At 73.1% G+C, this 22845-nt stretch carries 27 protein-coding genes; 6 read left to right on the top strand and 21 right to left on the bottom strand.

Annotation, left to right across the window (positions count from 1 at the left end; all coding sequences use genetic code 11):
• The 4 genes from BG482_RS31685 to BG482_RS31670 all read left to right on the top strand — a co-directional run.
• Positions 1–1123, top strand: a 1123-nt coding sequence (locus BG482_RS31685) for an ADP-ribosylglycohydrolase family protein (RefSeq protein WP_069772634.1), incomplete at its 5' end; no start/stop codon positions are given.
• Entirely contained in the window at positions 1120–1320 is a 201-nt protein-coding gene (locus BG482_RS31680; protein ID WP_069772633.1) for a hypothetical protein, read from the top strand. The genes BG482_RS31685 and BG482_RS31680, both read left to right, overlap by 4 nt.
• On the top strand, positions 1317–2513 hold the full coding sequence (locus tag BG482_RS31675) for a CaiB/BaiF CoA-transferase family protein (RefSeq protein ID WP_069772632.1): 1197 nt from the start codon (positions 1317–1319) through the stop codon (positions 2511–2513). Before BG482_RS31680 ends, BG482_RS31675 begins: the two co-directional genes overlap by 4 nt.
• Positions 2510–3343: a CoA ester lyase gene (locus BG482_RS31670; protein WP_069772631.1), complete on the top strand. Its 834-nt coding sequence runs from the start codon at positions 2510–2512 to the stop codon at positions 3341–3343. The genes BG482_RS31675 and BG482_RS31670 overlap by 4 nt, the downstream gene beginning before the upstream one ends.
• Before the next feature lie 66 nt (positions 3344–3409).
• Here BG482_RS31670 and lgt read toward each other — a convergent pair whose 3' ends face one another.
• The 11 genes from lgt to hisI all read right to left on the bottom strand — a co-directional run bounded on the left by lgt (position 3410) and on the right by hisI (position 12508).
• On the bottom strand, positions 3410–4549 hold the full coding sequence (gene lgt / locus BG482_RS31665; protein WP_079142398.1) for a prolipoprotein diacylglyceryl transferase: 1140 nt from the start codon (positions 4547–4549) through the stop codon (positions 3410–3412).
• Positions 4550–4645: 96 nt separating this feature from the next.
• A complete protein-coding gene (locus BG482_RS31660) occupies positions 4646–5422 on the bottom strand; it encodes a thioredoxin domain-containing protein (RefSeq protein ID WP_069772630.1) in 777 nt (258 codons plus the stop codon).
• Between the two features lie 77 nt (positions 5423–5499).
• Positions 5500–6318: a tryptophan synthase subunit alpha gene (gene trpA, locus BG482_RS31655; protein WP_069772629.1), complete on the bottom strand. Its 819-nt coding sequence runs from the start codon at positions 6316–6318 to the stop codon at positions 5500–5502.
• A complete protein-coding gene (trpB, locus tag BG482_RS31650; RefSeq protein WP_069772628.1) occupies positions 6315–7598 on the bottom strand; it encodes a tryptophan synthase subunit beta in 1284 nt (427 codons plus the stop codon). Before trpB ends, trpA begins: the two co-directional genes overlap by 4 nt.
• 68 nt (positions 7599–7666) lie before the next feature.
• Positions 7667–7894 (bottom strand): tryptophan biosynthesis modulator TrpM, encoded by a 228-nt coding sequence (gene trpM / locus BG482_RS46265; RefSeq protein ID WP_079142396.1) that lies wholly within the window; start codon positions 7892–7894, stop codon positions 7667–7669.
• Positions 7895–7916: 22 nt separating this feature from the next.
• Positions 7917–8726 (bottom strand): indole-3-glycerol phosphate synthase TrpC, encoded by an 810-nt coding sequence (trpC, locus tag BG482_RS31645; RefSeq protein WP_069772627.1) that lies wholly within the window; start codon positions 8724–8726, stop codon positions 7917–7919.
• A 197-nt stretch (positions 8727–8923) separates the two neighbouring features.
• Entirely contained in the window at positions 8924–9358 is a 435-nt protein-coding gene (locus BG482_RS31640; RefSeq protein ID WP_069772626.1) for a DUF2752 domain-containing protein, read from the bottom strand.
• A gap of 76 nt (positions 9359–9434) precedes the next feature.
• A complete protein-coding gene (locus tag BG482_RS31635; protein WP_069772625.1) occupies positions 9435–9701 on the bottom strand; it encodes an HGxxPAAW family protein in 267 nt (88 codons plus the stop codon).
• 143 nt (positions 9702–9844) lie between these two features.
• Positions 9845–10495: a TIGR02234 family membrane protein gene (locus BG482_RS31630; protein WP_069772624.1), complete on the bottom strand. Its 651-nt coding sequence runs from the start codon at positions 10493–10495 to the stop codon at positions 9845–9847.
• A gap of 85 nt (positions 10496–10580) precedes the next feature.
• Positions 10581–12065, bottom strand: coding sequence for an anthranilate synthase component I (locus tag BG482_RS31625; protein ID WP_069772623.1), 1485 nt, complete (start codon positions 12063–12065; stop codon positions 10581–10583).
• 11 nt (positions 12066–12076) lie between these two features.
• Complete coding sequence (gene hisI, locus BG482_RS31620; protein WP_069772637.1) at positions 12077–12508, bottom strand: phosphoribosyl-AMP cyclohydrolase; 432 nt, start codon at positions 12506–12508, stop codon at positions 12077–12079.
• 126 nt (positions 12509–12634) lie between these two features.
• Here hisI and BG482_RS31615 point away from each other — a divergent pair, with 126 nt between their 5' ends.
• Positions 12635–13270 carry a TIGR03085 family metal-binding protein gene (locus BG482_RS31615; RefSeq protein ID WP_069772622.1) on the top strand — a complete coding sequence of 212 codons (636 nt, stop codon included), beginning with the start codon at positions 12635–12637 and terminating at the stop codon, positions 13268–13270.
• 25 nt (positions 13271–13295) lie between these two features.
• Here the strand turns inward: BG482_RS31615 and BG482_RS31610 are convergent, their stop codons facing one another.
• The 10 genes from BG482_RS31610 to hisD all read right to left on the bottom strand — a co-directional run bounded on the left by BG482_RS31610 (position 13296) and on the right by hisD (position 20997).
• Positions 13296–14549, bottom strand: coding sequence for an MFS transporter (locus BG482_RS31610; protein WP_069772621.1), 1254 nt, complete (start codon positions 14547–14549; stop codon positions 13296–13298).
• Between the two features lie 11 nt (positions 14550–14560).
• The gene (locus BG482_RS31605; protein ID WP_069772620.1) at positions 14561–15145 is read right to left on the bottom strand and encodes a transcriptional regulator; all 585 of its coding nucleotides are present in this window, start codon (positions 15143–15145) and stop codon (positions 14561–14563) included.
• A 133-nt stretch (positions 15146–15278) separates the two neighbouring features.
• Entirely contained in the window at positions 15279–16034 is a 756-nt protein-coding gene (gene hisF, locus BG482_RS31600) for an imidazole glycerol phosphate synthase subunit HisF (RefSeq protein WP_069772619.1), read from the bottom strand.
• Positions 16031–16429: a RidA family protein gene (locus BG482_RS31595; RefSeq protein WP_069772618.1), complete on the bottom strand. Its 399-nt coding sequence runs from the start codon at positions 16427–16429 to the stop codon at positions 16031–16033. Before BG482_RS31595 ends, hisF begins: the two co-directional genes overlap by 4 nt.
• Positions 16426–17151: a bifunctional 1-(5-phosphoribosyl)-5-((5-phosphoribosylamino)methylideneamino)imidazole-4-carboxamide isomerase/phosphoribosylanthranilate isomerase PriA gene (gene priA / locus BG482_RS31590; protein ID WP_069772617.1), complete on the bottom strand. Its 726-nt coding sequence runs from the start codon at positions 17149–17151 to the stop codon at positions 16426–16428. Before priA ends, BG482_RS31595 begins: the two co-directional genes overlap by 4 nt.
• Positions 17148–17801 (bottom strand): imidazole glycerol phosphate synthase subunit HisH, encoded by a 654-nt coding sequence (hisH, locus tag BG482_RS31585; RefSeq protein ID WP_370745932.1) that lies wholly within the window; start codon positions 17799–17801, stop codon positions 17148–17150. Before hisH ends, priA begins: the two co-directional genes overlap by 4 nt.
• The gene (locus tag BG482_RS44225; protein WP_176741521.1) at positions 17798–17962 is read right to left on the bottom strand and encodes a hypothetical protein; all 165 of its coding nucleotides are present in this window, start codon (positions 17960–17962) and stop codon (positions 17798–17800) included. Before BG482_RS44225 ends, hisH begins: the two co-directional genes overlap by 4 nt.
• Positions 17963–17966: 4 nt before the next feature.
• On the bottom strand, positions 17967–18569 hold the full coding sequence (gene hisB, locus BG482_RS31580; RefSeq protein ID WP_069772615.1) for an imidazoleglycerol-phosphate dehydratase HisB: 603 nt from the start codon (positions 18567–18569) through the stop codon (positions 17967–17969).
• Entirely contained in the window at positions 18566–19675 is a 1110-nt protein-coding gene (locus BG482_RS31575; protein WP_069772614.1) for a histidinol-phosphate transaminase, read from the bottom strand. The genes hisB and BG482_RS31575 overlap by 4 nt, the downstream gene beginning before the upstream one ends.
• A complete protein-coding gene (hisD, locus tag BG482_RS31570; RefSeq protein WP_069772613.1) occupies positions 19672–20997 on the bottom strand; it encodes a histidinol dehydrogenase in 1326 nt (441 codons plus the stop codon). The genes BG482_RS31575 and hisD overlap by 4 nt, the downstream gene beginning before the upstream one ends.
• Positions 20998–21164: 167 nt before the next feature.
• On the opposite strand from hisD, the gene BG482_RS31565 reads away from it, so the two are divergent.
• A complete protein-coding gene (locus BG482_RS31565; RefSeq protein ID WP_069772612.1) occupies positions 21165–22754 on the top strand; it encodes an oxidoreductase in 1590 nt (529 codons plus the stop codon).
• The last annotated feature ends 91 nt before the right edge of the window (positions 22755–22845 follow it).

Here is a 22845-nt window from a genome sequence, read left to right as displayed (position 1 = left end):
GGCCCCCCTCCCCGCCGGAACCCCGGCCGCCCCCGCCGCCCCGGCCGCCGCGCCGGCCCGGCTGGAGGCGGCCTGGCTGGGCCGCGCCGTCGGCTGCCTCCTCGGCAAACCCGTCGAGAAGCTTCCCCTGGACGCCGTCCGCGCCCTCGCCCGCGCCACCGGGAACTGGCCCCTCACCGGGTACTTCACCGCCCTAGGGGTCCCCGGCCCCCTCCTCGACGCCCACCCCTGGAACCGCCGCTCGGCGAGCACCTCGCTCGCGGAGAACATCGACGGCATGCCCGAGGACGACGACCTCAACTACCCGCTGCTCAACCTGCTCCTGCTGCAACGCCACGGCAAGGACTTCACCACCGCGGACGTCGCCCGGCTCTGGCTCGACGAACTCCCGCCCGGCCGCGCCTTCACCGCCGAGCGCGTAGCCCTGCGCAACCTGCTGTGCGGCGTCGAACCCCCGCACACCGCCCGCCACCGCAACCCCTTCCGCGAGTGGATCGGCGCCCTGATCCGCGCCGACGTCCACGGCTGGACCAACCCCGGCGACCCGGCCGCCGCCGCCGAACAGGCGCACCGCGACGCCTGTCTCACCCACACCGCCAACGGCGTCTACGCGGCGATGTTCACGGCGGCCGTCATCGCCGCGGCCGCGACCGGCGACCAGGACGTCCACGCCTGTCTGCGCACCGGGCTGACCGTCGTCCCCCCGCGCTCCCGACTCTTCCGGGCCGTCGCGCACGCCGTCCGGCTCGCCGAAGAACACTCCCGCCCGGACGAGTTCGACACCGTCGTGGACGAACTCCACGCCGCGCACCGGACCTCCCACTGGGTCCACGCCGTCCCCAACACCGCCCTGATCGCCGCCGCCCTCACCCACGCGGACGGCGACTTCACCCGCTCCGTCCGCGGCGCCGTGGCCGGCGGCCTGGACACCGACTCGGCCGGCGCGACGGCCGGCGGTGTGGCCGCCCTCCTCGCCGGCGACCCCGCCGCCCTCCCCGACCACTGGACGGCCCCCCTCAAGAACCGACTGGCCACCTCGGTCGCCGACTTCAACGGCGTCGGCTTCGACACCCTGGCCCACCTGACCTGGTCCCTCACCCACCGGGAGGCTTCCCGCCCATGACCGACATCGTCGTGCTCGGCAGCACGAACACGGCCCTGGTCGCCCGCGTCGAGAAACCCCAGCAGCGCGGAGAGACCGTGCCGGCAAGGGAGTTCCGCGCCCCGCACCCCCGGCTTCGCTCGACCCGCGGGGCCCCCGCGGGCGTCGGCGCCGACCTGACGTACCGCTCCGAGACCGAGACGCAGTACGCCTCATGACCGGGACGACCCCTCCCCTGCAGGGTGTACGCGTCCTCGACCTCGCCACCCTCTTCGCCGGCCCGCTCGCCGCGACCATGCTCGGCGACTTCGGCGCGGAGGTCGTCAAGGTCGAGCACCCCGCCCAGCCCGACCCCTCCCGCGGGCACGGCCCCGCCAAGGACGGGGTGGGCCTGTGGTGGAAACTCCTCGGCCGCAACAAGCGCACCATCACCCTGAACCTGTCCAGGCCGGGCGGCCGCGCCACCCTGCTCCGGCTGGCCGCCACCGCCGACGTGATCATCGAGAACTTCCGTCCCGGCACCCTGGAGAAGTGGGACCTCGGCTGGGAGGAGCTGTCGGCGGCCAACCCCCGGCTGGTCCTCGCCCGGGTCACCGCCTTCGGCCAGTTCGGCCCCTACGCGCACCGCCCCGGCTTCGGCACCCTCGCCGAGGCGATGAGCGGGTTCGCGGCCATCACGGGAGAGCCGGACGCCTCGCCGACCCTCCCGCCGTTCGGCCTGGCCGACTCGATCGCCGGCCTGGCCACCGCCTACGCCGTCATGACGGCCCTCGCCGCCCGCGACCGCACGGGCGAGGGCCAGGTCGTCGACATGGCGATCATCGAGCCCATCCTCACCGTGCTCGGCCCCCAGCCCCTCTGGTACGACCAGCTCGGCTACGTCCAGGCCCGCACCGGCAACCGGTCCGCGAACAACGCCCCTCGCAACACCTACCGCACATCCGACGGAGGCTGGGTCGCCGTGTCGACCTCGGCTCAGTCCGTCGCGGAACGGGTGATGCGCCTGGTCGGCCGACCCGATCTGATCGACGAGCCCTGGTTCGCGACGGGCGCCGACCGTGCCGCGCACGCCGACGTCCTCGACGGGGCGGTCGGCGCCTGGATCGCCACCCGCACCCGGACCGACGTCCTCGCCGCCTTCGAGAAGGCGGAGGCGGCCGTCGCCCCGGTCCAGGACGTCCGGGACGTGATGGCCGATCCGCAGTACCAGGCCCTCGACACGATCACCGCCGTCGACGACCCGGAGCTGGGGCGCATCCGTATGCAGAACGTCCTCTTCCGCCTCTCGGCGACCCCTGGCGCGATCCGCTGGGCGGGCCGCCCGCATGGCGCCGACACGGAGACCGTCCTGACCGAGCTGGGCCTCACGGCGGCCGAGCTGAACGCCCTGCGCGCGGAGGGCGCCGTATGACAGCACCTCCTCTGACGTGGCTCTATGTGCCGGGTGACCGTCCGCAGACCGTCACCAAGGCTCTCGCCTGCGGCGCCGACGTCGTCATCGTCGACCTGGAGGACGCGGTCGCCCCGGACCGCAAGGAGTACGCCCGCGCCGCCACCGCCGAGCGCCTGCGCGAGCCCCAGCCGGTGCCCGTGCACGTGCGGGTCAACGCCCTGGACACCCCGTTCGCCGCGGCGGACCTGCGCACGCTGGCCGCCCTGCCCGGAGTCCGCGGCCTGCGCCTGCCCAAGGTGACGTCCCCGCACCAGATCACCCGCGTCGCCCGGACCACACAGCGGACCGAAGGCGGGGCCACCCCCCTCCACGCCCTCCTGGAGACGGCCCTGGGCGTCGAACACGCCTACGCCATCGCCTCCGCCCACCCCGCCGTGCGCGGCGTCGCCCTCGGCGAGGCCGACCTCCGCGCCGACCTCGGCGTCCGCGCGGACGCCGGCCTCGACTGGTGCCGCTCCCGCGTGGTCGTCGCCGCCCGGGCCGCCGGCCTGGCGCCGCCGCCGCAGTCGGTGCATCCCGACATCCGGGACCTGGACGGCCTCGCCGTCAGCTGCGCCCACGGCCGCACCCTGGGCTTCCTGGGCCGCGCGGCCATCCACCCCCGCCAGCTCCCGATCATCGAACGGGCCTACCTGCCCACCCAGCAGGAACTGGAGGACGCCGAGACGATCGTGAAGGCGGCGGCCACCGAACAGGGCGCCCAGGCCCTGCCGGACGGTCGCTTCGTGGACGCGGCCGTGGTGGCGGCCGCCCAGCGCACCCTGTCGCTGGCGGCCCGCGGCGACTGAACCCGCCCGCACACGACGAAGGCGCCCGGCAGAACCCGGGCGCCCTCGTCGTCGTACCGTCGGCCGTCAGCGCTTCTTGCCGGCCGACTCCGCTTCGTCCTTCTTCACGCCGCCCGCGGTGGCCCCGGCCTCGGCTTCGGCCTCCTGCGCGGTCTCGGCCTGCGCGTCGGCGTCGGCCTCGGCCTCTCCCTCGGCGTCGGTCCCGGCCTTCGCGCCCGAGGGCTTCGCGGCAGCGGCGGACTCGTCCTCGGAGCCGGTCTTCGCCGCGCCCTTCCCGACGCCCACGTCCGCGCTGTTCTCAGCGTTCTTCTCGGGGCTCTCGGTCTCGGCCTCGGCCTTCGGCTCGTCCTCGCCGTCGGTCTCGGCCCCGGCGGTGTCGCCGGAGGCGTCCGCGCCCGGCTCGACGACCGCCTCGCGCCCGGGCCGCTTCTTCGCCGAGATGACGATGTACGTCACCGCGAGCAGGAAGACGACCAGCGCGGTCCAGTCGTTGAGCCGCAGGCCCAGGATGTGGTGGGCGTCGTCGACCCGCATGTACTCGATCCATGCGCGGCCCACGCAGTACGCCGCCACGTACAGGGCGAACGCCCGGCCGTGGCCCAGCTTGAAGCGGCGGTCGGCCCAGATGACGAGGAGGGCGACGCCGATGCACCACAGCGACTCGTACAGGAAGGTCGGGTGGTAGTAGCCCGGTACCCGGCCGTCCGCCGACGACGTGATGTGCAGGGCCCAGGGGAGGTCGGTCTCCTTGCCGTACAGCTCCTGGTTGAACCAGTTGCCCCAGCGGCCGATCGCCTGCGCGAGGGCGATCCCGGGCGCGATGGCGTCGGCGTACGCGGGCAGCGGGATCCCCCGGCGACGGCAGCCGATCCAGGCCCCCACCGCACCGAGCGCGATCGCGCCCCAGATACCGAGGCCGCCCTCCCAGACCTTGAAGGCGTCCACCCAGTCACGGCCCGCGCTGAAGTACAGCTCGTAGTCCGTGATCACGTGGTAGAGCCGGCCGCCGACCAGCCCGAAGGGCACCGCCCAGACGGCGATGTCGGCCACCGTCCCGACCCGCCCGCCCCGGGCGACCCAGCGCCGGTTGCCGAGCCAGACCGCGACGAAGACGCCGATGATGATGCAGAACGCGTAGCCGCGCAGCGGTACGGGGCCGAGGTACAGCACCCCGTGCGACGGGCTGGGAATGTAGGCAAGTTCCATGGCAGGGTCGACGCTACCGTGCCGGGCCGGGCCGACGGCGGGCAGCCCGGCTACGGCTCCATAACGGGCGGGTGTGAAGAGGCCTTACCCCTCCCGTCACCCCTGGTCGGCCTCCTCCACCATCCGCTTCAGCTTCGCCGGTGTCATCGACTGGTCCTGGTAGATGTTCTTGCCGTTGAGCAACACGGTCGGGGTGCCGCCGAAGTGGCCGTTCTGGAAGGCCTGGTTGGACTTCACGACCCAGCTGTCGTGCGTGCCGTCCTGGACGCAGGTGCGAAAAGCGGGGGTGTCGAGCCCGTCGACCTTGCCCGCGAGCTCGATCAGTCTGCTGTTCTCGGCGTAGGCGTCCTTCGTCTCCTCCGGCTGGTTCTCGTAGAGCACGTCGTGGTACGCGGAGAACTTCCCGGCGTCCTGGGCGCAGGCCGCCGCGTTGGCCGCCCGGCGGGAGCCGCTGCCGCCCATGTTCCCGTCGATGAGGGTGGCCAGGTGGTACTCGACCTTGAGCTTTCCGGCGTTCGTCAGCCCGTGGACGGTGGGGCGGTACGCCGTCTCGAACCCCTTGCAGGCCGGGCAGCGGAAGTCCTCCCACACCGTGAGCGTGGACTTGGCGCCCTCCTTGCCGACGGGGATCGCCAGCGCGTCCTGGCCCAGGGCCCCGGAAGGCGCCACGACCGGCCCCGCCTTCTTCGCGCTGTCGTCCTTGCCGGAGTTCGCGGCGACGACGCCGATCACCGCGGCCAGGCCGAGCACACAGACCACGCTCGCGCCGACGATCAGTGTGCGCCGCCGCCGCTCGGCGGCCTTCTGCTTCTCGCGCTCCGCCGCCAGCCGTTCGCGGGCGTTGCGCTTTCCGTCACGATTCTTCTCGCTCACACCCCCAGAACGAACCGGGGAGGCGCATTGCGCCTCCCCGACCCCAGGTCCACCCGTTCGGGTGACCGACCCTCTGGTCACACCTGGCGGCGCACGCCCCTCGCCAGCTCGCCCGCGAGCGCGCGGACCGCCTCGACCCCGGCCGCGTCGTCCGGCGCGTCGAGCATCCGCTTGACGAACGCCGAGCCGACGATCACGCCGTCGGCGAAGCCGGCCACCTCGGCGGCCTGCCGGGCGTCGGAGACGCCGAGGCCGACGCAGACGGGCAGGCCGGCGCCGGTGGCCCGGGTCCGTTCCACCAGGTCGTGGGCCTGCGCGCCCACCGACTCGCGGGTGCCGGTGACGCCCATCAGCGAAGCGGCGTAGACGAAGCCGCTGCCCGCCTCGGTGATCCGCGCCAGGCGCGCGTCCTGGCTGCTCGGCGCCACGACGAAGACCGTGGCGAGACCGTGCTTGTCGGCGTGCTCCCTCCACAGCGCGGACTCCTGCACCGGCAGGTCGGGCAGGATGCAGCCCGCGCCGCCCGCTTCGGCCAGCTCGGCGGTGAACCGCTCGACGCCGTAGCGGTCGATGGGGTTCCAGTACGTCATGACCAGGATCGGCTTGCCGCTGGCCGCGAACGCCTCCCGGACCGTGCGCATGACGTCCGCGATGCGCACTCCGCCGCGCAGGGCGATGTCGTCGGCGGTCTGGATGACCGGGCCGTCCAGGACGGGGTCACTGTGCGGCAGACCGACCTCGACGACGTCCGCTCCGCCGTCCAGGACGGCCTTGATCGCCTCGATGCCGCCGTCCACGGTCGGAAAGCCGGCCGGGAGGTAGGCGATCAGCGCGGCCCGGTCCTCGGCCCTGGCGCCCGCGAGGGTGTCCGACAGCAGCTGGATGTTCCCGCTCACTTGGCGTCCCCCTCGATCTCGGCGGTGTCGGCCGCGTCGGCGGCGACCTCGGCGTCGGTGTCGTACAGGCCGAAGTAACGGGCGGCCGTGTCCATGTCCTTGTCGCCGCGACCGGAAAGGTTGACGACGATCAGCCCGTCCCTGCCCAGCTCCTTGCCGACCTCCAGGGCGCCGGCCAGCGCGTGCGCGCTCTCGATGGCCGGGATGATGCCCTCGGTGCGCGACAGCAGACGCAGCGCCTGCATGGCCGCGTCGTCGGTGACCGCGCGGTACTCGCCGCGGCCGGTGTCCTTGAGGTAGGAGTGCTCGGGGCCGATGCCCGGGTAGTCCAGGCCCGCCGAGATGGAGTAGGGCTCGGTGATCTGGCCCTCGTCGTCCTGCAGGACGTAGGAGCGCGAGCCGTGCAGGATGCCGGGCTCGCCCGCGGTGAGGGTCGCCGCGTGCTCGCCGGTCTCGATGCCGTGACCGGCCGGCTCGCAGCCGATGAGCCGGACGCCGGCGTCCGGGATGAAGGCGTGGAAGAGGCCGATGGCGTTGGAGCCGCCGCCGACGCAGGCGACGGCCGCGTCGGGCAGCCGGCCGGCGCGCTCCAGGACCTGGCGGCGCGCCTCGACGCCGATGACCCGGTGGAAGTCGCGGACCATCGCGGGGAAGGGGTGCGGCCCGGCGACCGTGCCGAACAGGTAGTGCGTGCGGTCGACGTTGGCGACCCAGTCGCGGAACGCCTCGTTGATGGCGTCCTTCAGTGTGCGGCTGCCCGACTTCACGGCCACGACCTCGGCGCCCAGCATGCGCATGCGGGCCACGTTGAGGGCCTGCCGCTCGGTGTCGATCTCGCCCATGTAGATGGTGCACTCGAGCCCGAAGAGCGCGCAGGCGGTGGCCGTGGCGACGCCGTGCTGGCCCGCGCCGGTCTCGGCGATGACGCGGGTCTTGCCCATGCGCCGGGTGAGCAGCGCCTGACCGAGCACGTTGTTGATCTTGTGGGAGCCGGTGTGGTTGAGGTCCTCACGCTTGAGGAACACCCGCGCGCCACCGGCGTGCTCGGCGAACCTCGGCACCTCGGTGAGGGAGCTGGGGCGGCCGGTGTAGTGGACGAGCAGGTCGTCGAGCTCGCGGGCGAACTCGGGGTCGTGCTTGGCCTTGTCGTACTCGACGGCGACCTCGTCCACGGCGGCGACGAGGGCCTCCGGGATGAACTTGCCGCCGAACGCGCCGAAGTAGCCGTCGGCGCTGGGCACCTGACCCTCGGGGTCGGGAATGAAGAACTCGCTGGGCATGCGGAAACCTCACGGTGAGTTAGTGGAAAACACTGATCGCCGTGGGGGCGGAGGGTTGTCGTACGGCCTCAGGCCGTGTGCGGCCGGTCGCGCTCGGACGGCGCAGCCGCATGTCGGGACACTGCCCCGCGCCCCCGGTCAGGCCATCGCATGCCGTTGACCTGTCCGGGTTCGTCACCGATGACGTAGCGCACCCGGCGACCGTGCACCCTGCGCGCCGGCGCGCGGCAACCGCGGGGACGGCAGCCACGCGCGAGGCGGGCGTAGCGGTCCACGGCGGTCACGGTGACAGTCATCGGCGTCTACCCTACCGGCCGCTCAGCCGCGGCCGTGGCGCAGTGCGGGGTGTTCGCCCGCCGCCACCAGGTCGGCGACCGCGGTCTTGGGGTCGCGGCCGGTCACCAGGGACTCGCCGACCAGGACCGCGTCGGCGCCGGCGTTGGCGTACGCGATGAGGTCGTGCGGGCCGCGCACCCCGGACTCGGCGATCTTGACGATGTGCGCCGGGATCTCGGGGGCAACCCGCTCGAAGGTGCCCCGGTCGACCTCCAGGGTCTTGAGGTTGCGCGCGTTGACGCCGATCACCTTGGCGCCCGCGTCGACCGCGCGGTCCACCTCGTCCTCGTCGTGGACCTCGACGAGGGGGGTGAGGCCGATCGACACGGCACGCTCGATCAGCGACTCCAGGGCCGACTGCTCCAGGGCGGCGACGATCAGCAGGGCGAGGTCGGCGCCGTAGGCGCGGGCCTCCCACAGCTGGTAGGAGGTGACGATGAAGTCCTTGCGCAGCACGGGGATGTCGACCCGCGCGCGGACCGCCTCGAGGTCGGCGAGCGAGCCGCCGAAGCGGCGCTGTTCGGTGAGGACGGAGATGACGGCGGCGCCGCCCGCCTCGTAGTCGGCGGCCAGGCCGGCCGGGTCGGCGATCGCGGCCAGCGCGCCCTTGGACGGGCTGGAGCGCTTGACCTCGCAGATCACCTTGACGCCGTCGCCCCGGAGCGCGGCCACACCGTCCTTGGCGGCGGGGGCCTTCGCCGCGCGCTCCTTGAGCTCGTCGAGGCTGACGCGCGCCTGCCGCTCCGCGAGGTCGGCACGGACTCCGTCGATGATCTCGTCGAGCACACTCACGCGAGCGGCCCCCTTCCGATGCCTGAGAGACGGTGGACAGTTCCAGCGACCGGTGGAGAAAAAGGTGGTCACTGCGATGGTATCCGGAGGGAGGCGCAGGCTTCGCATCCGGTTGACGGCGATCCCTCTCCCGCCCTCGGACCAGCTTCGCACGACCCGCCCGGAAGGTGCCTCCGTACTGCGCGTTCGCCCGTTGATCAAGGATGCAGCCAGCCGCCGAAGGGCAGGTTCCGGACGACGGTGAAGACCAGCAGCGAAGCGCCCAGGGTCCACAGCTGCGCCGAGGTGAGGTCGATGCGCACGGGCCGTCCGCGGGCCACGCGGACCACCCATACGGTCCACACCACCGCGAAGCCCAGATACGCGACGACGGCCATCGCGTTGTCCTGGAGGGCGGCCTGGAAGTGTCCGTGCACGAAGGCGTGCGCGCTGCGCAGGCCGCCGCAGCCGGGGCAGTACAGACCGGTGACGCGCAGCAGGGGGCAGACCGGGTAGTGGCCGGGTTCGTTGGGATCGACGGCTCCCACGTACGCGAAGGCCGCGACGACGGCCACGAGGATCCCTGCGGGCACGGCCAGCCGGCCCACGGCGGTCGGCGTCACGCGCCGGCTGTCGGCGTTCACGCCTGGCATTCTGCCCCGGAGTGGCGCCGCGCGCGTGAGGGGCGGCCGGTCCGCACCGGCCGCCCCTCACGAAGTCCTGCGGGGCTCAGCCCTCGACGCCGGCCGGCTCGGCGGTCGGCTTGGCCGTCGTCGCCGCGACCTGGTGCACGGGGTGCGTCTCCTTGGGCTGGCCCAGACCCGCGGCGCGCATGGCCGCGCCGACGACGCCGCCGAGCGCCACGATCACCATGCCGGCCCAGAAGCCGATGGGCTCAGCCATCACCATGAACACGCCCGCGACGGCGAAACCGATGAAGGCGATGGTGACGCCGGTCCAGGCGGCCGGGGTGTGTCCGTGGCTGCTGCCCGCCATGACTTGCTCCTCGTTGCTGTCTCTGTGTCCGTCCGAGCCGGACGCTCGTCGTCCATTGTCCCGTACGCGCGGGCGCGCCGGACGCGGGGGTGGGATCCCGTCGAGTCTGATTCACCACATCGGCGATCGGGACGGCGACCTGGTCAGGCCGGGTCCATACCGGTCGGGTCCTCGCCCCGGTCCAGGGCCTTCCACATCTCCTCCGGCCGCTCGGGGTCGGCGGCCCTGGCCGCCCGCCGGGGACGCGGGGCCCCGTCGCGTTCGTAGCGGCCGGACATGGCGGGCCAGCGGCGGCCGTAGCGCAGGGCGAGCAGACCGGCGAGGAGGATCAGCGCGCCGCCCACGGCAGCGGCGTAGGGCCAGGCGGTGTGGCTGAAGGAGGCGACGGCGGCCGAGGTGTCGCCGGTGGCCTTGGCGGCCTGTTCGTCGAGCGCGGAGCTGTCGCCGGCGCCGAGCAGGGCGGCGGCCATGATCCCGGCTCCGGAGAGCGCGAGCAGGGCGGAGACGGCGAGCCGGCCGGCCCTGCGGACCGCGAAGACGGCGACGAGGGCGGCCAGGCCCACTATGGCGAGCGCCGCGGGCACGCCCGTGACGTCGCTGCCGCGGGCGGTCAGGGAGAAGGGGCCGCCGGCGACCGTCGCCGTGCCCTCGGACCAGCGCTGGCGGGTGGCCAGCAGGGTCACGGCCGAGCCCAGCGCGCCGCTCAGGAGGGCGACGGCGAGGCTTCGGCGGCTCGACCGGGCGGCGGCGGTTTCGGAACGGGGAGGAGGAACAGCAGCAGTCACGTACTCCACTATCGCCTGAACCCCGGGCGAACCGGCACCCGGGGTTCACGTGAGACGCGTCCTATCGCCGCCGGACCGTCCGCGAAGCGGCCTGTCAGCCGAGCCGGTTGGCGGTGTGGACGGCGCGCAGGACGGCCGCCGCCTTGTTGCGGCACTCCTGGTCCTCGGCGACCGGGTCGGAGTCGGCGACGATGCCCGCCCCGGCCTGGACGTAGGCGGTGCCGTCGCGCAGCAGGGCGGTGCGGATGGCGATGGCGGTGTCGGAGTCGCCCGCGAAGTCCAGGTAGCCGACGCAGCCGCCGTACAGGCCGCGCCGGGAGGGCTCCAGTTCGTCGATGATCTGCAGGGCGCGCGGCTTGGGCGCGCCGGAGAGGGTGCCGGCGGGGAAGCAGGCGGTGAGGACGTCGAAGGCGGTGCGGCCCGGGGCGACCTTGCCGGTGACCGTGGAGACGATGTGCATCACGTGCGAGTACCGCTCGACGGACATGAAGTCGACGACCTCGACCGAGCCCGGCTCGCAGACCCGGCCCAGGTCGTTGCGGCCCAGGTCGACGAGCATGAGGTGCTCGGCGCGCTCCTTGGGGTCGGCGAGCAGTTCGTCGGCGAGGGCCTGGTCCTCCTGCGGGGTGGCGCCGCGGTGCCGGGTGCCGGCGATGGGGTGGACCATGGCGTGTCCGTCCTCGACCTTGACCAGGGCCTCCGGGGAGGAGCCCACGACGTCGAAGCCGTCGAAGCGGAACAGGTACATGTACGGCGAGGGGTTCGTCGCCCGCAGGACCCGGTAGACGTCCAGCGCGCTCGCGGTGCACGGCGTCTCGAAGCGCTGGGAGGGGACGACCTGGAAGGCCTCGCCGGCGCGGATGCGCTCCTTGATGTCCTCGACGGCCGCCCGGAAGTCGGGGCCGCCCCACAGGGCGGTGTACTCGGGGAGTTCGGAGGGCGGCAGCACGGCCGGGGGCTGGGCGACCGGGCGGGAGAGGTCGGCCTCCATGGCGTCGAGCCGGGCCACCGCGTCGGCGTAGGCCTCGTCGACGCCCGTGTCGAGGTCGTTGTGGTTGATCGCGTTGGCGATCAGCAGGACGGAGCCCTCCCAGTGGTCCATGACGGCGAGGTCGCTGGTCAGGAGCATGGTCAGCTCGGGGAGCCGCAGGTCGTCCCGCTCGCCGGGGCCGATCTTCTCCAGGCGGCGCACGATGTCGTAGCCGAGGTAGCCGACCATGCCGCCGGTGAAGGGCGGCATGCCCTCCTGGTGCGGGGTGTGGAGGGTCTCGATGGTGGCCCGCAGCGCGGCGAGCGGGTCGCCGTCGGCGGGGACGCCGACGGGCGGGGTGCCGAGCCAGTGGGTCCGGCCCTCGCGCGTGGTGAGCGTGGCGGCGCTGCGGACGCCCACGAAGGAGTACCGGGACCATCGAAATGCCGTGCGGCCGTTCTCCGCGGACTCCAGCAGGAAGGTGCCGGGGCGCTCGGCGGCGAGCTTGCGGTAGAGCGCGACCGGGGTGTCGCCGTCGGCGAGGAGCTTGCGGGTGACCGGAATGACGCGACGGTCGGAGGCCAGCTTGCGGAACGTCTCGAGGTCCATGGCGGCTGACCTTACTGATCCGAGGCGGGGCGGCCGGAATCGGCTGCCGCGGGGGCGTCGGCGGCGGTGGCCGTGAGGAGCACGTCGGCGTCGAAGCAGGTGCGGGCGCCGGTGTGGCAGGCGGCGCCGACCTGGTCGACCTTGACGAGCACGGTGTCCGCGTCGCAGTCGAGGGCGACGGATCTGACCCACTGGAAGTGGCCGGAGGTGTCGCCCTTCACCCAGTACTCGCGGCGGCTGCGCGACCAGTAGGTGCAGCGGCCGGTGGTGAGCGTGCGGTGCAGCGCCTCGTCGTCCATCCAGCCGAGCATGAGCACCTCACCGGTGTCGTACTGCTGGGCGATGGCGGGGACGAGTCCGTCGGCGCTGCGCTTGAGGCGCGCGGCGATCTCGGGGGCGAGACGACTGCTCGCGTGGCGGGCGGGCGGGGGCGTGCTGGTCATGGGTGCCATTGTGCCGCGCGCCACTGACAGTGACGGCGCGGTGTCCAAAGGGTGGGCAGGGGGCGGGCGCCGATGGCGCGATTCCGACGGGTGGGCGCGGCCGCGGCGTCGCCGTAGGCTGGCCGCATGTCGACTTTCGCAAAGCGTGAACGGCTTCTGCTCGCGGACCTCCTGGAAACGGCGGGTCCCGAGGCGCCGACCCTCTGCGAGGGCTGGTTGACCCGGGACCTGGCGGCGCACGTGGTGGTGCGCGAGCGCCGGCCGGACGCCGCCGGGGGCCTTCTGATCAAGCAGCTCGCGTCCCGTCTGGACAGGGCGATGGAGGAGTTCGCCGCCAAGCCGTACGAGGAGCTCCTGCAGCTGATCCGCACCGGCCCGCCGCGGTTCTCGCCGTTCCAGCTCAAGCAGCTGGACGAGGCGTCGAACACGATCGAGTTCTACGTCCACACCGAGGACGTCCGCCGCGCCCGGCCCGACTGGACCCCGCGCGCCGTCGACCCGGTCTTCCAGGACGCTCTGTGGTCCCGGCTGGAGCGCACCGCCCGGCTGATGGGCCGCGGCGCGGCGACGGGGCTGGTGCTGCGCCGCCCGGACGGCCGTACGGCGGTCGCCAAGCGAGGCACCCCGGTGGTGACGGCGACCGGGGAGCCGTCGGAGCTGCTGCTGCTCCTGTACGGCCGGCAGAGCGCCGCCGTGGTGGAGCTGGACGGCGAGAAGGAGGCGATCGACCGGCTGCACGGCGGCAAGCAGCTCGGCATCTGATCCCGTCGGTGCGGTGGGGGCGGCGTCAGCGCGGGAGTTCCGCGCGGCGCAGCGCGGGCACGCCCAGGGCGACGATCCCGCCGAGCCCGCAGACCCCGGCGCTGACCACGAACACGGGGCCGGTGCCCCAGGCGCCGACGGCGGCGGCGGACAGCGGCATGCTGAGCGGGGTGAGGCCGAGGCTGACCAGGCTGGAGACGGCGGTCACGCGGCCCAGGTACGCGGGTTCGGCCTGGGTCTGCAGCAGGGCCGCGCACACGGCGCCGCTGAGTCCGGCGAGCAGCCCGATCAGCAGGGCGGTGCCGACGGCCGCGGCGAGGGTCGGCACGTACGCGAGGGCGCCGATGGCCAGCGAGCCCGCCAGGATCGACGCGCCGGCCACCCGGCCGGCGTGCGGGAGCCGTCCCCGCAGGGTCAGCAGCAGCGAGGCGGCGCCCGCGCCGACGCCGAACCCGGACAGCACCCAGCCCATGCCGGAGGCGCCCCAGCCGCGTTCGTCGGCGAGCAGGGTCAGGCCCACGTTGAGCGGTCCGACGAAGCCGAGGTCGCCGAGGGCGATGGCCGCCGTGAGCGGGGCGAGGACCCGGTGGCGGCGGATGTGACGCAGACCGGCCACCAGATCGGCCCAGGCGGTCCGGCCGCGTGCGTCCGCGGCGTCGTCCGGCGGCAGCTCCCGCATCCGTACGCGGACCAGCAGCGGCAGGGACAGGGCTATGAGCAGACCGGCGAGCCCGAACGCGGCGGCCGCGCCGCCCACGGCAACCCCGAGCCCGCCGAGCGGCGCGCCCACGATGACCGCGAACCGGTAGGCGAGGCCGCGCATGCCCTGCACCCGGGCGAGCTGGCCGCGGTCGGTGATCCGGGCGGGCAGCGCGCCCACGGCGGGCACGAACACGGCGTCCACCGTGCCGAACACCAGGGCGAGCGCCGTGAGCGGCCACAGCCGGGGACCGGTGAGGAGCAGCAGCCCCGCCACGGCGAGCACGGCCGCGCAGCGCACCGCGTCACTGCCGATCACGACCCGGCGCGGCCCGAACCGGTCGGCGATCACTCCCCCGCCCAGCATGAGCACCGCGCGCGGCAGTGCGCTCACGGACAGCACCAGTCCCGCCTGCGCGGGGGTGCCGGCCTGGACGGCGGCCCAGGACAGGGCGACGTAGTAGACGCCGTCCCCGGCCATCGAGGAGGCGTACGCGCCCAGCCAGCGCAGGACGTTGCCGTCCCGGTGGGCGGGGCGCTCGGCGGCTCGGGCGTCGGACGTCCGGGGCAGGGTGGTCATGGCCGGGCCTCTCAGGGGCGGAACGGGAAGCCGTACAGGTGGAGGGCGACGTTCTCGCGCCCCTCGGTGTCGCCGTCGGCCTCGGCCGCGCGTCCCTTGTCGACGTATCTGGCCATCAGGGCGTGCACCTCCCGGCCCAGTTCGGCCAGTTCGGCGGAGGTCAGCCGGGAGAGGTACTCGGAATCGAACGAGGCGCTGTTCCACTCGGGGGCCCAGGAGGCCCGTTCGTCCAGGTGGCGGTGGTACAGCTCGCTGCGGTGGGCGAAGAAGAGCCGCGAGGCCGCCCGGTGCGCGGCCGCCTTCTCGGGTGCGTCGCGGAAGTCCTCGTCGTGGACGCTGATGCCGTCCGAGGCGGGCCGCCACCAGCGCTCGCGCCCGTCCGCGCTCTGCGGTTCGGCCTCTTCGATCAGTCCGTGTTCGGCGAGTTTGCGCAGGTGGTAGCTGACCAGCGAGACGGCCTCGTCGACCAGTTCGGCCAGTCGTGAGGCCGTGGCCACGCGTTCCAGGTACAGCGCCCGGTACAGGTTGAGCCGCATCGGGTGGGCGAGCGCCTTCAAGGTGCCCATGTCGGTGATCCGCCGGTTCTCCCCGCTCATGCCCTCACGGTAGAAACGAAAGAGAAGTTGCGCAATAATTTTTGTGCAATTTCCCTTTCGCATCTGGTCATGGAAGAGCCCCGACCACCAAGGCGGTCGGGGCTCGCCCCACGTCGGCGCACCCGCGCGCGTGTCACCGCACCGGATGACCCGCTTGCCGGAGCGTGTCCTTCACCTCGCCGATCCTCAGGTCGCCGAAGTGGAACACCGACGCGGCCAGCACCGCGTCCGCGCCCGCCTCGACGGCCGGCGGGAAGTCCGTGAGCCGTCCGGCGCCGCCGGAGGCGATCACCGGAACCCTGACGTGCTTGCGGACGGCGGCGATCATCTCCAGGTCGTAGCCGTCCTTCGTGCCGTCCGCGTCCATCGAGTTGAGCAGGATCTCGCCCGCGCCCAGCTCGGCCGCCCGGTGCGCCCACTCGACGGCGTCGATGCCGGTGCCCTTGCGGCCGCCGTGCGTCGTCACCTCGAAGGACCCCGACGCCGTCCGCCGGGCGTCGACCGACAGCACCAGCACCTGACTGCCGAACCGCTCGGCGATCTCCCTGATCAGCTCCGGGCGGGCGATCGCGGCGGTGTTCACGCCCACCTTGTCGGCGCCGGCCCGCAGCAGCCGGTCGACGTCCTCCGGGGCGCGCACCCCGCCGCCGACGGTCAGCGGGATGAACACCTGCTCGGCGGTGCGGCGCACCACGTCGTAGGTGGTCTCGCGGTTGCCCGAGGAGGCGGTGATGTCCAGGAACGTCAGCTCGTCGGCGCCCTCGGCGTCGTACACCTTGGCCATCTCGACGGGGTCGCCCGCGTCGCGCAGGTTCTGGAAGTTGACGCCCTTGACGACCCGGCCGGCGTCCACGTCCAGGCAGGGGATGACCCGTACGGCGAGCGTCATGCCGAGGCCCCCCTTCGGAACGCCTCGACCTCGACCTCGACCACCAGACTCGGGTCCACCAGACCGGCCACGATGAGCATGGACGCGGCGGGCCGGACGGTGTCGAAGAGCTCCTTGTGAGCGCGTCCGACGTCGTCCACGTCCCGCGCGTGGGTGAGGTACATGCGGGTGCGCACGACGTCCTCGCGCCCGAGGCCCAGCTCCGCCAGGGCCGCGAAAGCGACGTTGAAGGCGTTCAGCGTCTGGTCGTAGGGGCCGCCGCCGGCGATTTCGCCGTCCACGATCGAGGTGCAGCCGGAGACCAGCACCAGACCGCTGGGCAGCTCCACCGCGCGGGAGTATCCGAAGACGTCCTCCCAGGGCGCGCCGGTCGCGACGCGTCGCAGCTCGCTCACCGGGCCACCGCCTCCAGTGCCTCTTCCAGGGTGAACGCCTCGGCGTACAGCGCCTTGCCGACGATGGAGCCCTCGACGCCGAGCGGCACCAGCTCGGCGATGGCGCGCAGGTCGTCCAGGGACGAGACGCCGCCGGACGCCACGACCGGGCGGTCGGTCACGGCGCACACGTTGCGCAGCAGCTCCAGGTTCGGGCCCTGCAGCGTGCCGTCCTTGGCGATGTCGGTGACGACGTACCGCGCGCAGCCCTCCTTGTCGAGGCGCGCCAGCGTCTCGTAGAGGTCGCCGCCGTCGCGGGTCCAGCCGCGGCCGCGCAGGGTCGTGCCGCGGACGTCCAGGCCGACCGCGATCCTGTCGCCGTACTCGGAGATGACCTTGGCCACCCACTCGGGCGTCTCCAGGGCGGCCGTGCCCAGGTTCACGCGCGTGCAGCCGGTGGCGAGGGCGGCGGCGAGGGTGTCGTCGTCGCGGATGCCGCCGGAGAGCTCCACCTTGATGTCCATCGCGCCCGCGACCTCCGCGATCAGCGCGCGGTTGTCGCCGGTGCCGAACGCGGCGTCCAGGTCGACCAGGTGCAGCCACTCGGCGCCCGAGCGCTGCCAGGCGAGGGCGGCCTCCAGCGGGGAGCCGTAGGAGGTCTCGGTGCCCGACTCGCCGTGCACGAGACGGACGGCCTGGCCGTCGCGGACGTCGACGGCGGGGAGGAGTTCGAGCTTGCTCACAGTGTTCCGATCCAGTTGGTGAGGAGCTGGGCTCCGGCGTCGCCGGACTTCTCGGGGTGGAACTGCGTGGCCCACAGGGCGCCGTTCTCCACGGCGGCCACGAACGGCTTGCCGTGCGTCGACCAGGCCACCTTGGGAGCGCGCATCGTCGGGTTGAGCACTTCCAGGGACCAGTCCTGGACGGCGTAGGAGTGCACGAAGTAGAAGCGCGCGTCCGCGTCCAGGCCGGCGAACAGCTCGGAGCCGGCCGGGGCGTCGACGGTGTTCCAGCCCATGTGGGGCACGATCTCGGCCTGCAGCGGCTCGACCGCGCCGGGCCATTCGTCGAGGCCCTCGGTCTCCACGCCGTGCTCGATGCCGCGGGCGAAAAGGATCTGCATGCCGACGCAGATGCCCATCACCGGGCGCCCGCCGGACAGCCGGCGGCCGATGATCCAGTCGCCCCGGGCTTCCTTCAGACCCCGCATGCAGGCGGCGAAGGCGCCGACGCCCGGCACCAGCAGCCCGTCGGCGTTCATGGCCGCGTCGAAGTCACGGGTGATCTCGACGTCGGCGCCGGTGCGGGCGAGGGCTCGCTCGGCGGACCGGACGTTGCCGAAGCCGTAGTCGAAGACGACGACCTTCTTCGCGCTCTTCGCGGCGGCGCTCAATTCCACACCTCCAGCCGCACGACGCCCGCCGCGAGACACATCGCGGCGCCGATCGACAGCAGCACGATCAGGCTCCTGGGCATCTTCTGCTTGACGAAGGAGTAGACGCCTCCGGCGAGGAAGAGGCCGACGACGATGAGGACGGTGGACAGTCCGCTCATGGAGTTACAGCGCGCCCTTCGTGGAGGGGAGGATGCCGGCCGCGCGCGGGTCGCGCTCGGAGGCGTAGCGCAGCGCCCGGGCCAGCGCCTTGAACTGGCATTCCACGATGTGGTGCGCGTTGCGCCCGTAGGGCACGTGCACGTGCAGGGCGATCTGCGCCTGCGCGACGAAGGACTCCAGGATGTGCCGGGTCATCGTCGTGTCGTACTCGCCGATCATCGGCGCCATGTTCTCGGGCTCGGTGTGCACGAGGTAGGGACGGCCGGACAGGTCGACGGTCACCTGGGCGAGCGACTCGTCCAGCGGGACCGTGCAGTTGCCGAAGCGGTAGATGCCCACCTTGTCGCCGAGGGCCTGCTTGAAGGCGGCGCCGAGCGCGAGGGCGGTGTCCTCGATGGTGTGGTGGGAGTCGATGTGCAGGTCGCCGTCGGTCTTCACGGTGAGGTCGAACAGACCGTGCCGGCCGAGCTGGTCGAGCATGTGGTCGTAGAAGCCGACGCCGGTCGCGACGTCGACCTTGCCGGAGCCGTCGAGGTCGATCTCGACGAGAACCGACGTCTCCTTCGTCGTGCGCTCGATTCTGCCGACACGGCCTTCGCGAGTCATGCGCTCTGCTCCTTCTTGAATTCACGGACCGCGTCGAGGAACGCGTCGTTCTCTTCGGGGGTGCCGGCGGTCACCCGCAGCCAGCCGGGCACGCCGTTGTCCCGGACCAGGACGCCCCGGTCGAGGATCTGCTGCCAGACGGCGTGGGCGTCGTCGAACCGTCCGAACTGCACGAAGTTGGCGTCGGACGCCGTGACCTCGTAACCGGCGGCGAGCAGCTCGCTCACCAGCCGGTCGCGCTCCGACTTCAGCTGCTCCACGTACTTCAGCAGCGTCTCGGTGTGCTCCAGTGCGGCCAGCGCGGTCGCCTGGGTGACGGCCGACAGGTGGTACGGCAGCCGCACGAGCTGCACGGCGTCCACGACCGCCGGGTGCGCGGCGAGGTAGCCGAGGCGCAGTCCGGCCGCGCCGAAGGCCTTCGACATCGTCCGCGAGACGACGAGATTCGGCCGTCCTTCGAGCAGCGGCAGCAGTGACGCGCTGTGGCTGAACTCGACGTAGGCCTCGTCGACGACGACCATGGACGGCTTCGCGGCCTGGGCGGCCTCGTAGAGGGCGAGGACCGTCTCGGCGGGGACGGCGGTGCCGGTGGGGTTGTTGGGGGTGGTGACGAAGACGACGTCCGGGCGGTGCTCGGCGATGGCCTTCTCGGCCGCCGCGAGGTCGACGGTGAAGTCCTCGTTGCGGGGGCCGGAGATCCAGCCGGTCCCGGTGCCGCGCGCGATGAGCCCGTGCATCGAGTACGAGGGCTCGAAGCCGATCGCGGTGCGGCCGGGCCCGCCGAAGGTCTGCAGCAGCTGCTGGATGACCTCGTTGGAGCCGTTGGCGGCCCACACGTCGGCCGGGCCGACCGCGTGCCCCGTCGTGTCGGTGAGGTACTGCGCGAGCCGGGTGCGCAGCTCGACCGCGTCGCGGTCCGGATAGCGGTTGAGGTGGCGGGCGGCCTCGCGCACGCGCTCGGCGATCCGCTCGACCAGCGGCTCGGGCAGCGGGTAGGGGTTCTCGTTGGTGTTCAGCCGCACGGGGACGTCGAGCTGGGGCGCGCCGTAGGGGGACTTGCCGCGCAATTCGTCGCGTACGGGGAGATCGTCGATTCCGATGTTCACTGGGTCGTGGGCACCTTCCACCCGAACCTTGCCTTGATCGCCGCGCCGTGCGCCGGCAGATCCTCCGCCTCCGCCAGCGTCACCACGTGGTGGGCGACGTCGGCCAGCGCCTCGCGCGTGTAGTCGACGATGTGGACGCCCCGCAGGAAGGACTGCACTGACAGCCCGGAGGAGTGGCAGGCGCAGCCGCCCGTGGGCAGGACGTGGTTGGATCCGGCGGCGTAGTCGCCGAGGGACACCGGCGCCCAGGGGCCTACGAAGATCGCGCCCGCGTTCCTGACCCGGTCGGCCACGGCCGCGGCGTCGGCGGTCTGGATCTCCAGGTGCTCGGCGCCGTACGCGTCGACGACCCGCAGGCCCTCCTCGACGCCGTCGACGAGCACGATCGCCGACTGCCGGCCGGCGAGCGCGGGGACGATCCGGTCGTCGACGTGCCGGGTGGCCGCGACCTGCGGCTCCAGCTCCTTCTCGACGGCGTCCGCCAGTTCCTCGGAGTCGGTGACCAGGACCGCGGCGGCCAGCGGGTCGTGCTCGGCCTGGCTGATCAGGTCGGCCGCGACGTGCACGGGGTCGGCGGTGGAGTCCGCGAGGACCGCGATCTCGGTCGGGCCGGCTTCCGCGTCGATGCCGATCTTGCCGGTGAAGTAGCGCTTGGCGGCGGCCACCCAGATGTTGCCGGGGCCGGTGACCATGTTCACCGGAGCGCAGGACTCGGTGCCGTACGCGAACATGGCGACGGCGGTGGCGCCGCCGACCGCGTACACCTCGTCGACGCCCAGCAGGGCGCACGCGGCGAGGATCGTCGGGTGCGGAAGGCCGCCGAACCCGGCCTGCGGCGGCGAGGCCAGGGCGATCGACTCGACGCCCGCCTCCTGGGCCGGCACGGCGTTCATGATCACCGACGACGGGTAGACCGACCGGCCGCCGGGCGCGTACAGACCGACCCGCCCGACCGGAACCCACTTCTCGGTCACCGAGCCGCCGGGCACGACCTGGGTGGTGTGCGTCGTACGGCGCTGCTCGCGGTGGACGAGACGGGCCCGGCGGATGGACTCCTCGAGGGCCGCGCGCACGGCCGGGTCGAGCTGCTCCAGCGCGTCGGTGATCGCCCGCGCGGGCACGCGTACGGATTCCAGCCGCACGCCGTCGAACTTCTCCGCGAAGTCGATCAGGGCCGCGTCGCCCCGATGATGCACGGCCTCGCAGATCGGACGCACCTTCTCCAGGGCGGCCGAGACGTCGAAGTCGGCTCGGGGCAGCACGTCGCGCAGGGCGGGACCCTCGGGGAGGGCGTCGCCGCGCAGATCGATTCGGGAGATCACGTGGTCAATTCTCTCAGACCGGGATCGGGGGTCGTCCGCGCGTATCAATGGCTGATACAGAACATGGCCGGAAACCGGAAGATCCTCTTCGGGTCCGGCGTCCGGGGGCCGTTCACCGGGCATGAACAGCTGTGCGAAAGCAGTGAGTGAGGAGAGGGGCGCGTGGAGTGACCGAGGGGGCGGGCATCCGAACGGGAGGCGACGCCGGAGATCTGCCGGACGATCTGACCGCCGCCGAGGCCGGCATGTGGCAGGCCTTCCGCAACGGCAGCGTGTACGACCTGAGCAGCGGGGACACGGTCGTCGACGACCCGCACGGCGGGCATCCGTGGGGCGAGTCGCGCACCGTGCGGGCGCGGATCGTGGCCTGGCTGCTGCTGGCCGGGCCGCCGGCGCTGGCCGGCCGGGTGGCCTCGCTGAAGCTGGCCGGCGTGCAGATCAGCGGCTCCCTGGACCTCGCGGGCGGCACGGTGGTGCCGTACGTGGAGATGAAGCGCTGCCGCTTCGAGCGCGAGGTGCGGCTGCCGGAGGCGCGGTTCACGACTCTGCGGATGGTGGACTGCTCGGTGCCTCGGCTGGAGGCCGCGCGGCTGCACACCGAGGGCGATCTGCACCTGCCCCGCTGCCGCTTCCACAACGGCGTCCGGCTCACCGACGCGCACATCGGCACGGACCTGCTGCTCAACCAGGCGATCGTCTACCGCGACCGCACGGGCCGCTCGATCGCCGCCGACGGTATGACGGTCGGCCAGGACCTGCAGGCCGAGCTGCTGGAGTCGCACGGCGAGCTGAGTCTGCGCAGCGCCAAGATCGGGGTGTCGCTGAGCCTGCGCGGGGCGCGGCTGGCCAACCCCTACACGCGGCTGGCGCTGAACGCGCCCCAGCTCACCGTGGAGCGCTCGCTGTATCTGACCCCGGCGGGCGTCGGGGGGCAGGCGCTCAGCGGCACGACCCCCGCGCGCGGGACGCGCATCCAGCGCTTCGAGTGCCGGGGCGGGGTGCGCCTGGACGACGGCCGCTTCGGGGACGCGGTGGACCTGGAGCGGGCCCGGTTCGTCTTCACGGACGACCAGGAGCTGTCGCTGCGCCGGGTCCAGACGTCCGAACTGCGCTTCCTCGGGGAACAGCCGAGGCGCGGCAAGGTCGTGCTGTCCGGCGCGCGGGTGGTCAACCTGGTGGACCGGGCGAGCGCCTGGCCGGGTCCCGGGAGGCTGCACATGGGCGGCTTCGCGTACGAGAACCTCGTGCCGCAGGGTCCGTTCTCGCTGGCGGAGCGGCTGAGCTGGGTGGCCGCCGCGACCGCCGAGTACGCCCCGGAGCCGTACGAGCGGCTGGCGGCCGTGCTGCGGGCCGGCGGCGAGGACGAGGACGCCCGCGAGGTCCTGCTGGCCAAGCAGCGCCGTCGGCGCGAGACCCTGCCGCCGGCTGCGAAGCTCTGGGGCTACGCGCAGGACTGGACGGTCGCCTACGGGTACCGGCCGGGCCGGGCGGCGGTGTGGATGGCGGTGCTGTGGGCCGCGAGTTCGCTGGCCTTCGCGCACGCCGCGCATCCGGCGGTCGATCCCGGAGGGCATCCGCCCTGGAACCCGGCCCTGTTCGCCCTGGACCTGCTGCTGCCGGTCATCGATCTGGGGCAGGTCGGCCAGTGGCAGCTGCACGGGGGCTGGCAGTGGCTGTCGACGGCGCTGATCCTGCTGGGCTGGATCCTGGCGACGGCGGTGGCGGCGGGAGCGACGCGTCTGCTGCGCCGGAGCTGACCTCCCCCACGCCGGGGGGCGCGCCCCCGGCGGCGGCCCCGGCAGCGGCACCGGTACCCGACTCCGGGAGAGGCCCCGCCTTTTACCTTCC

This window comes from Streptomyces sp. LUP30, from assembly GCF_001746365.1.
GTDB lineage: Bacteria > Actinomycetota > Actinomycetes > Streptomycetales > Streptomycetaceae > Streptomyces.
This window is presented reverse-complemented; position numbering and strand designations above follow the sequence as displayed.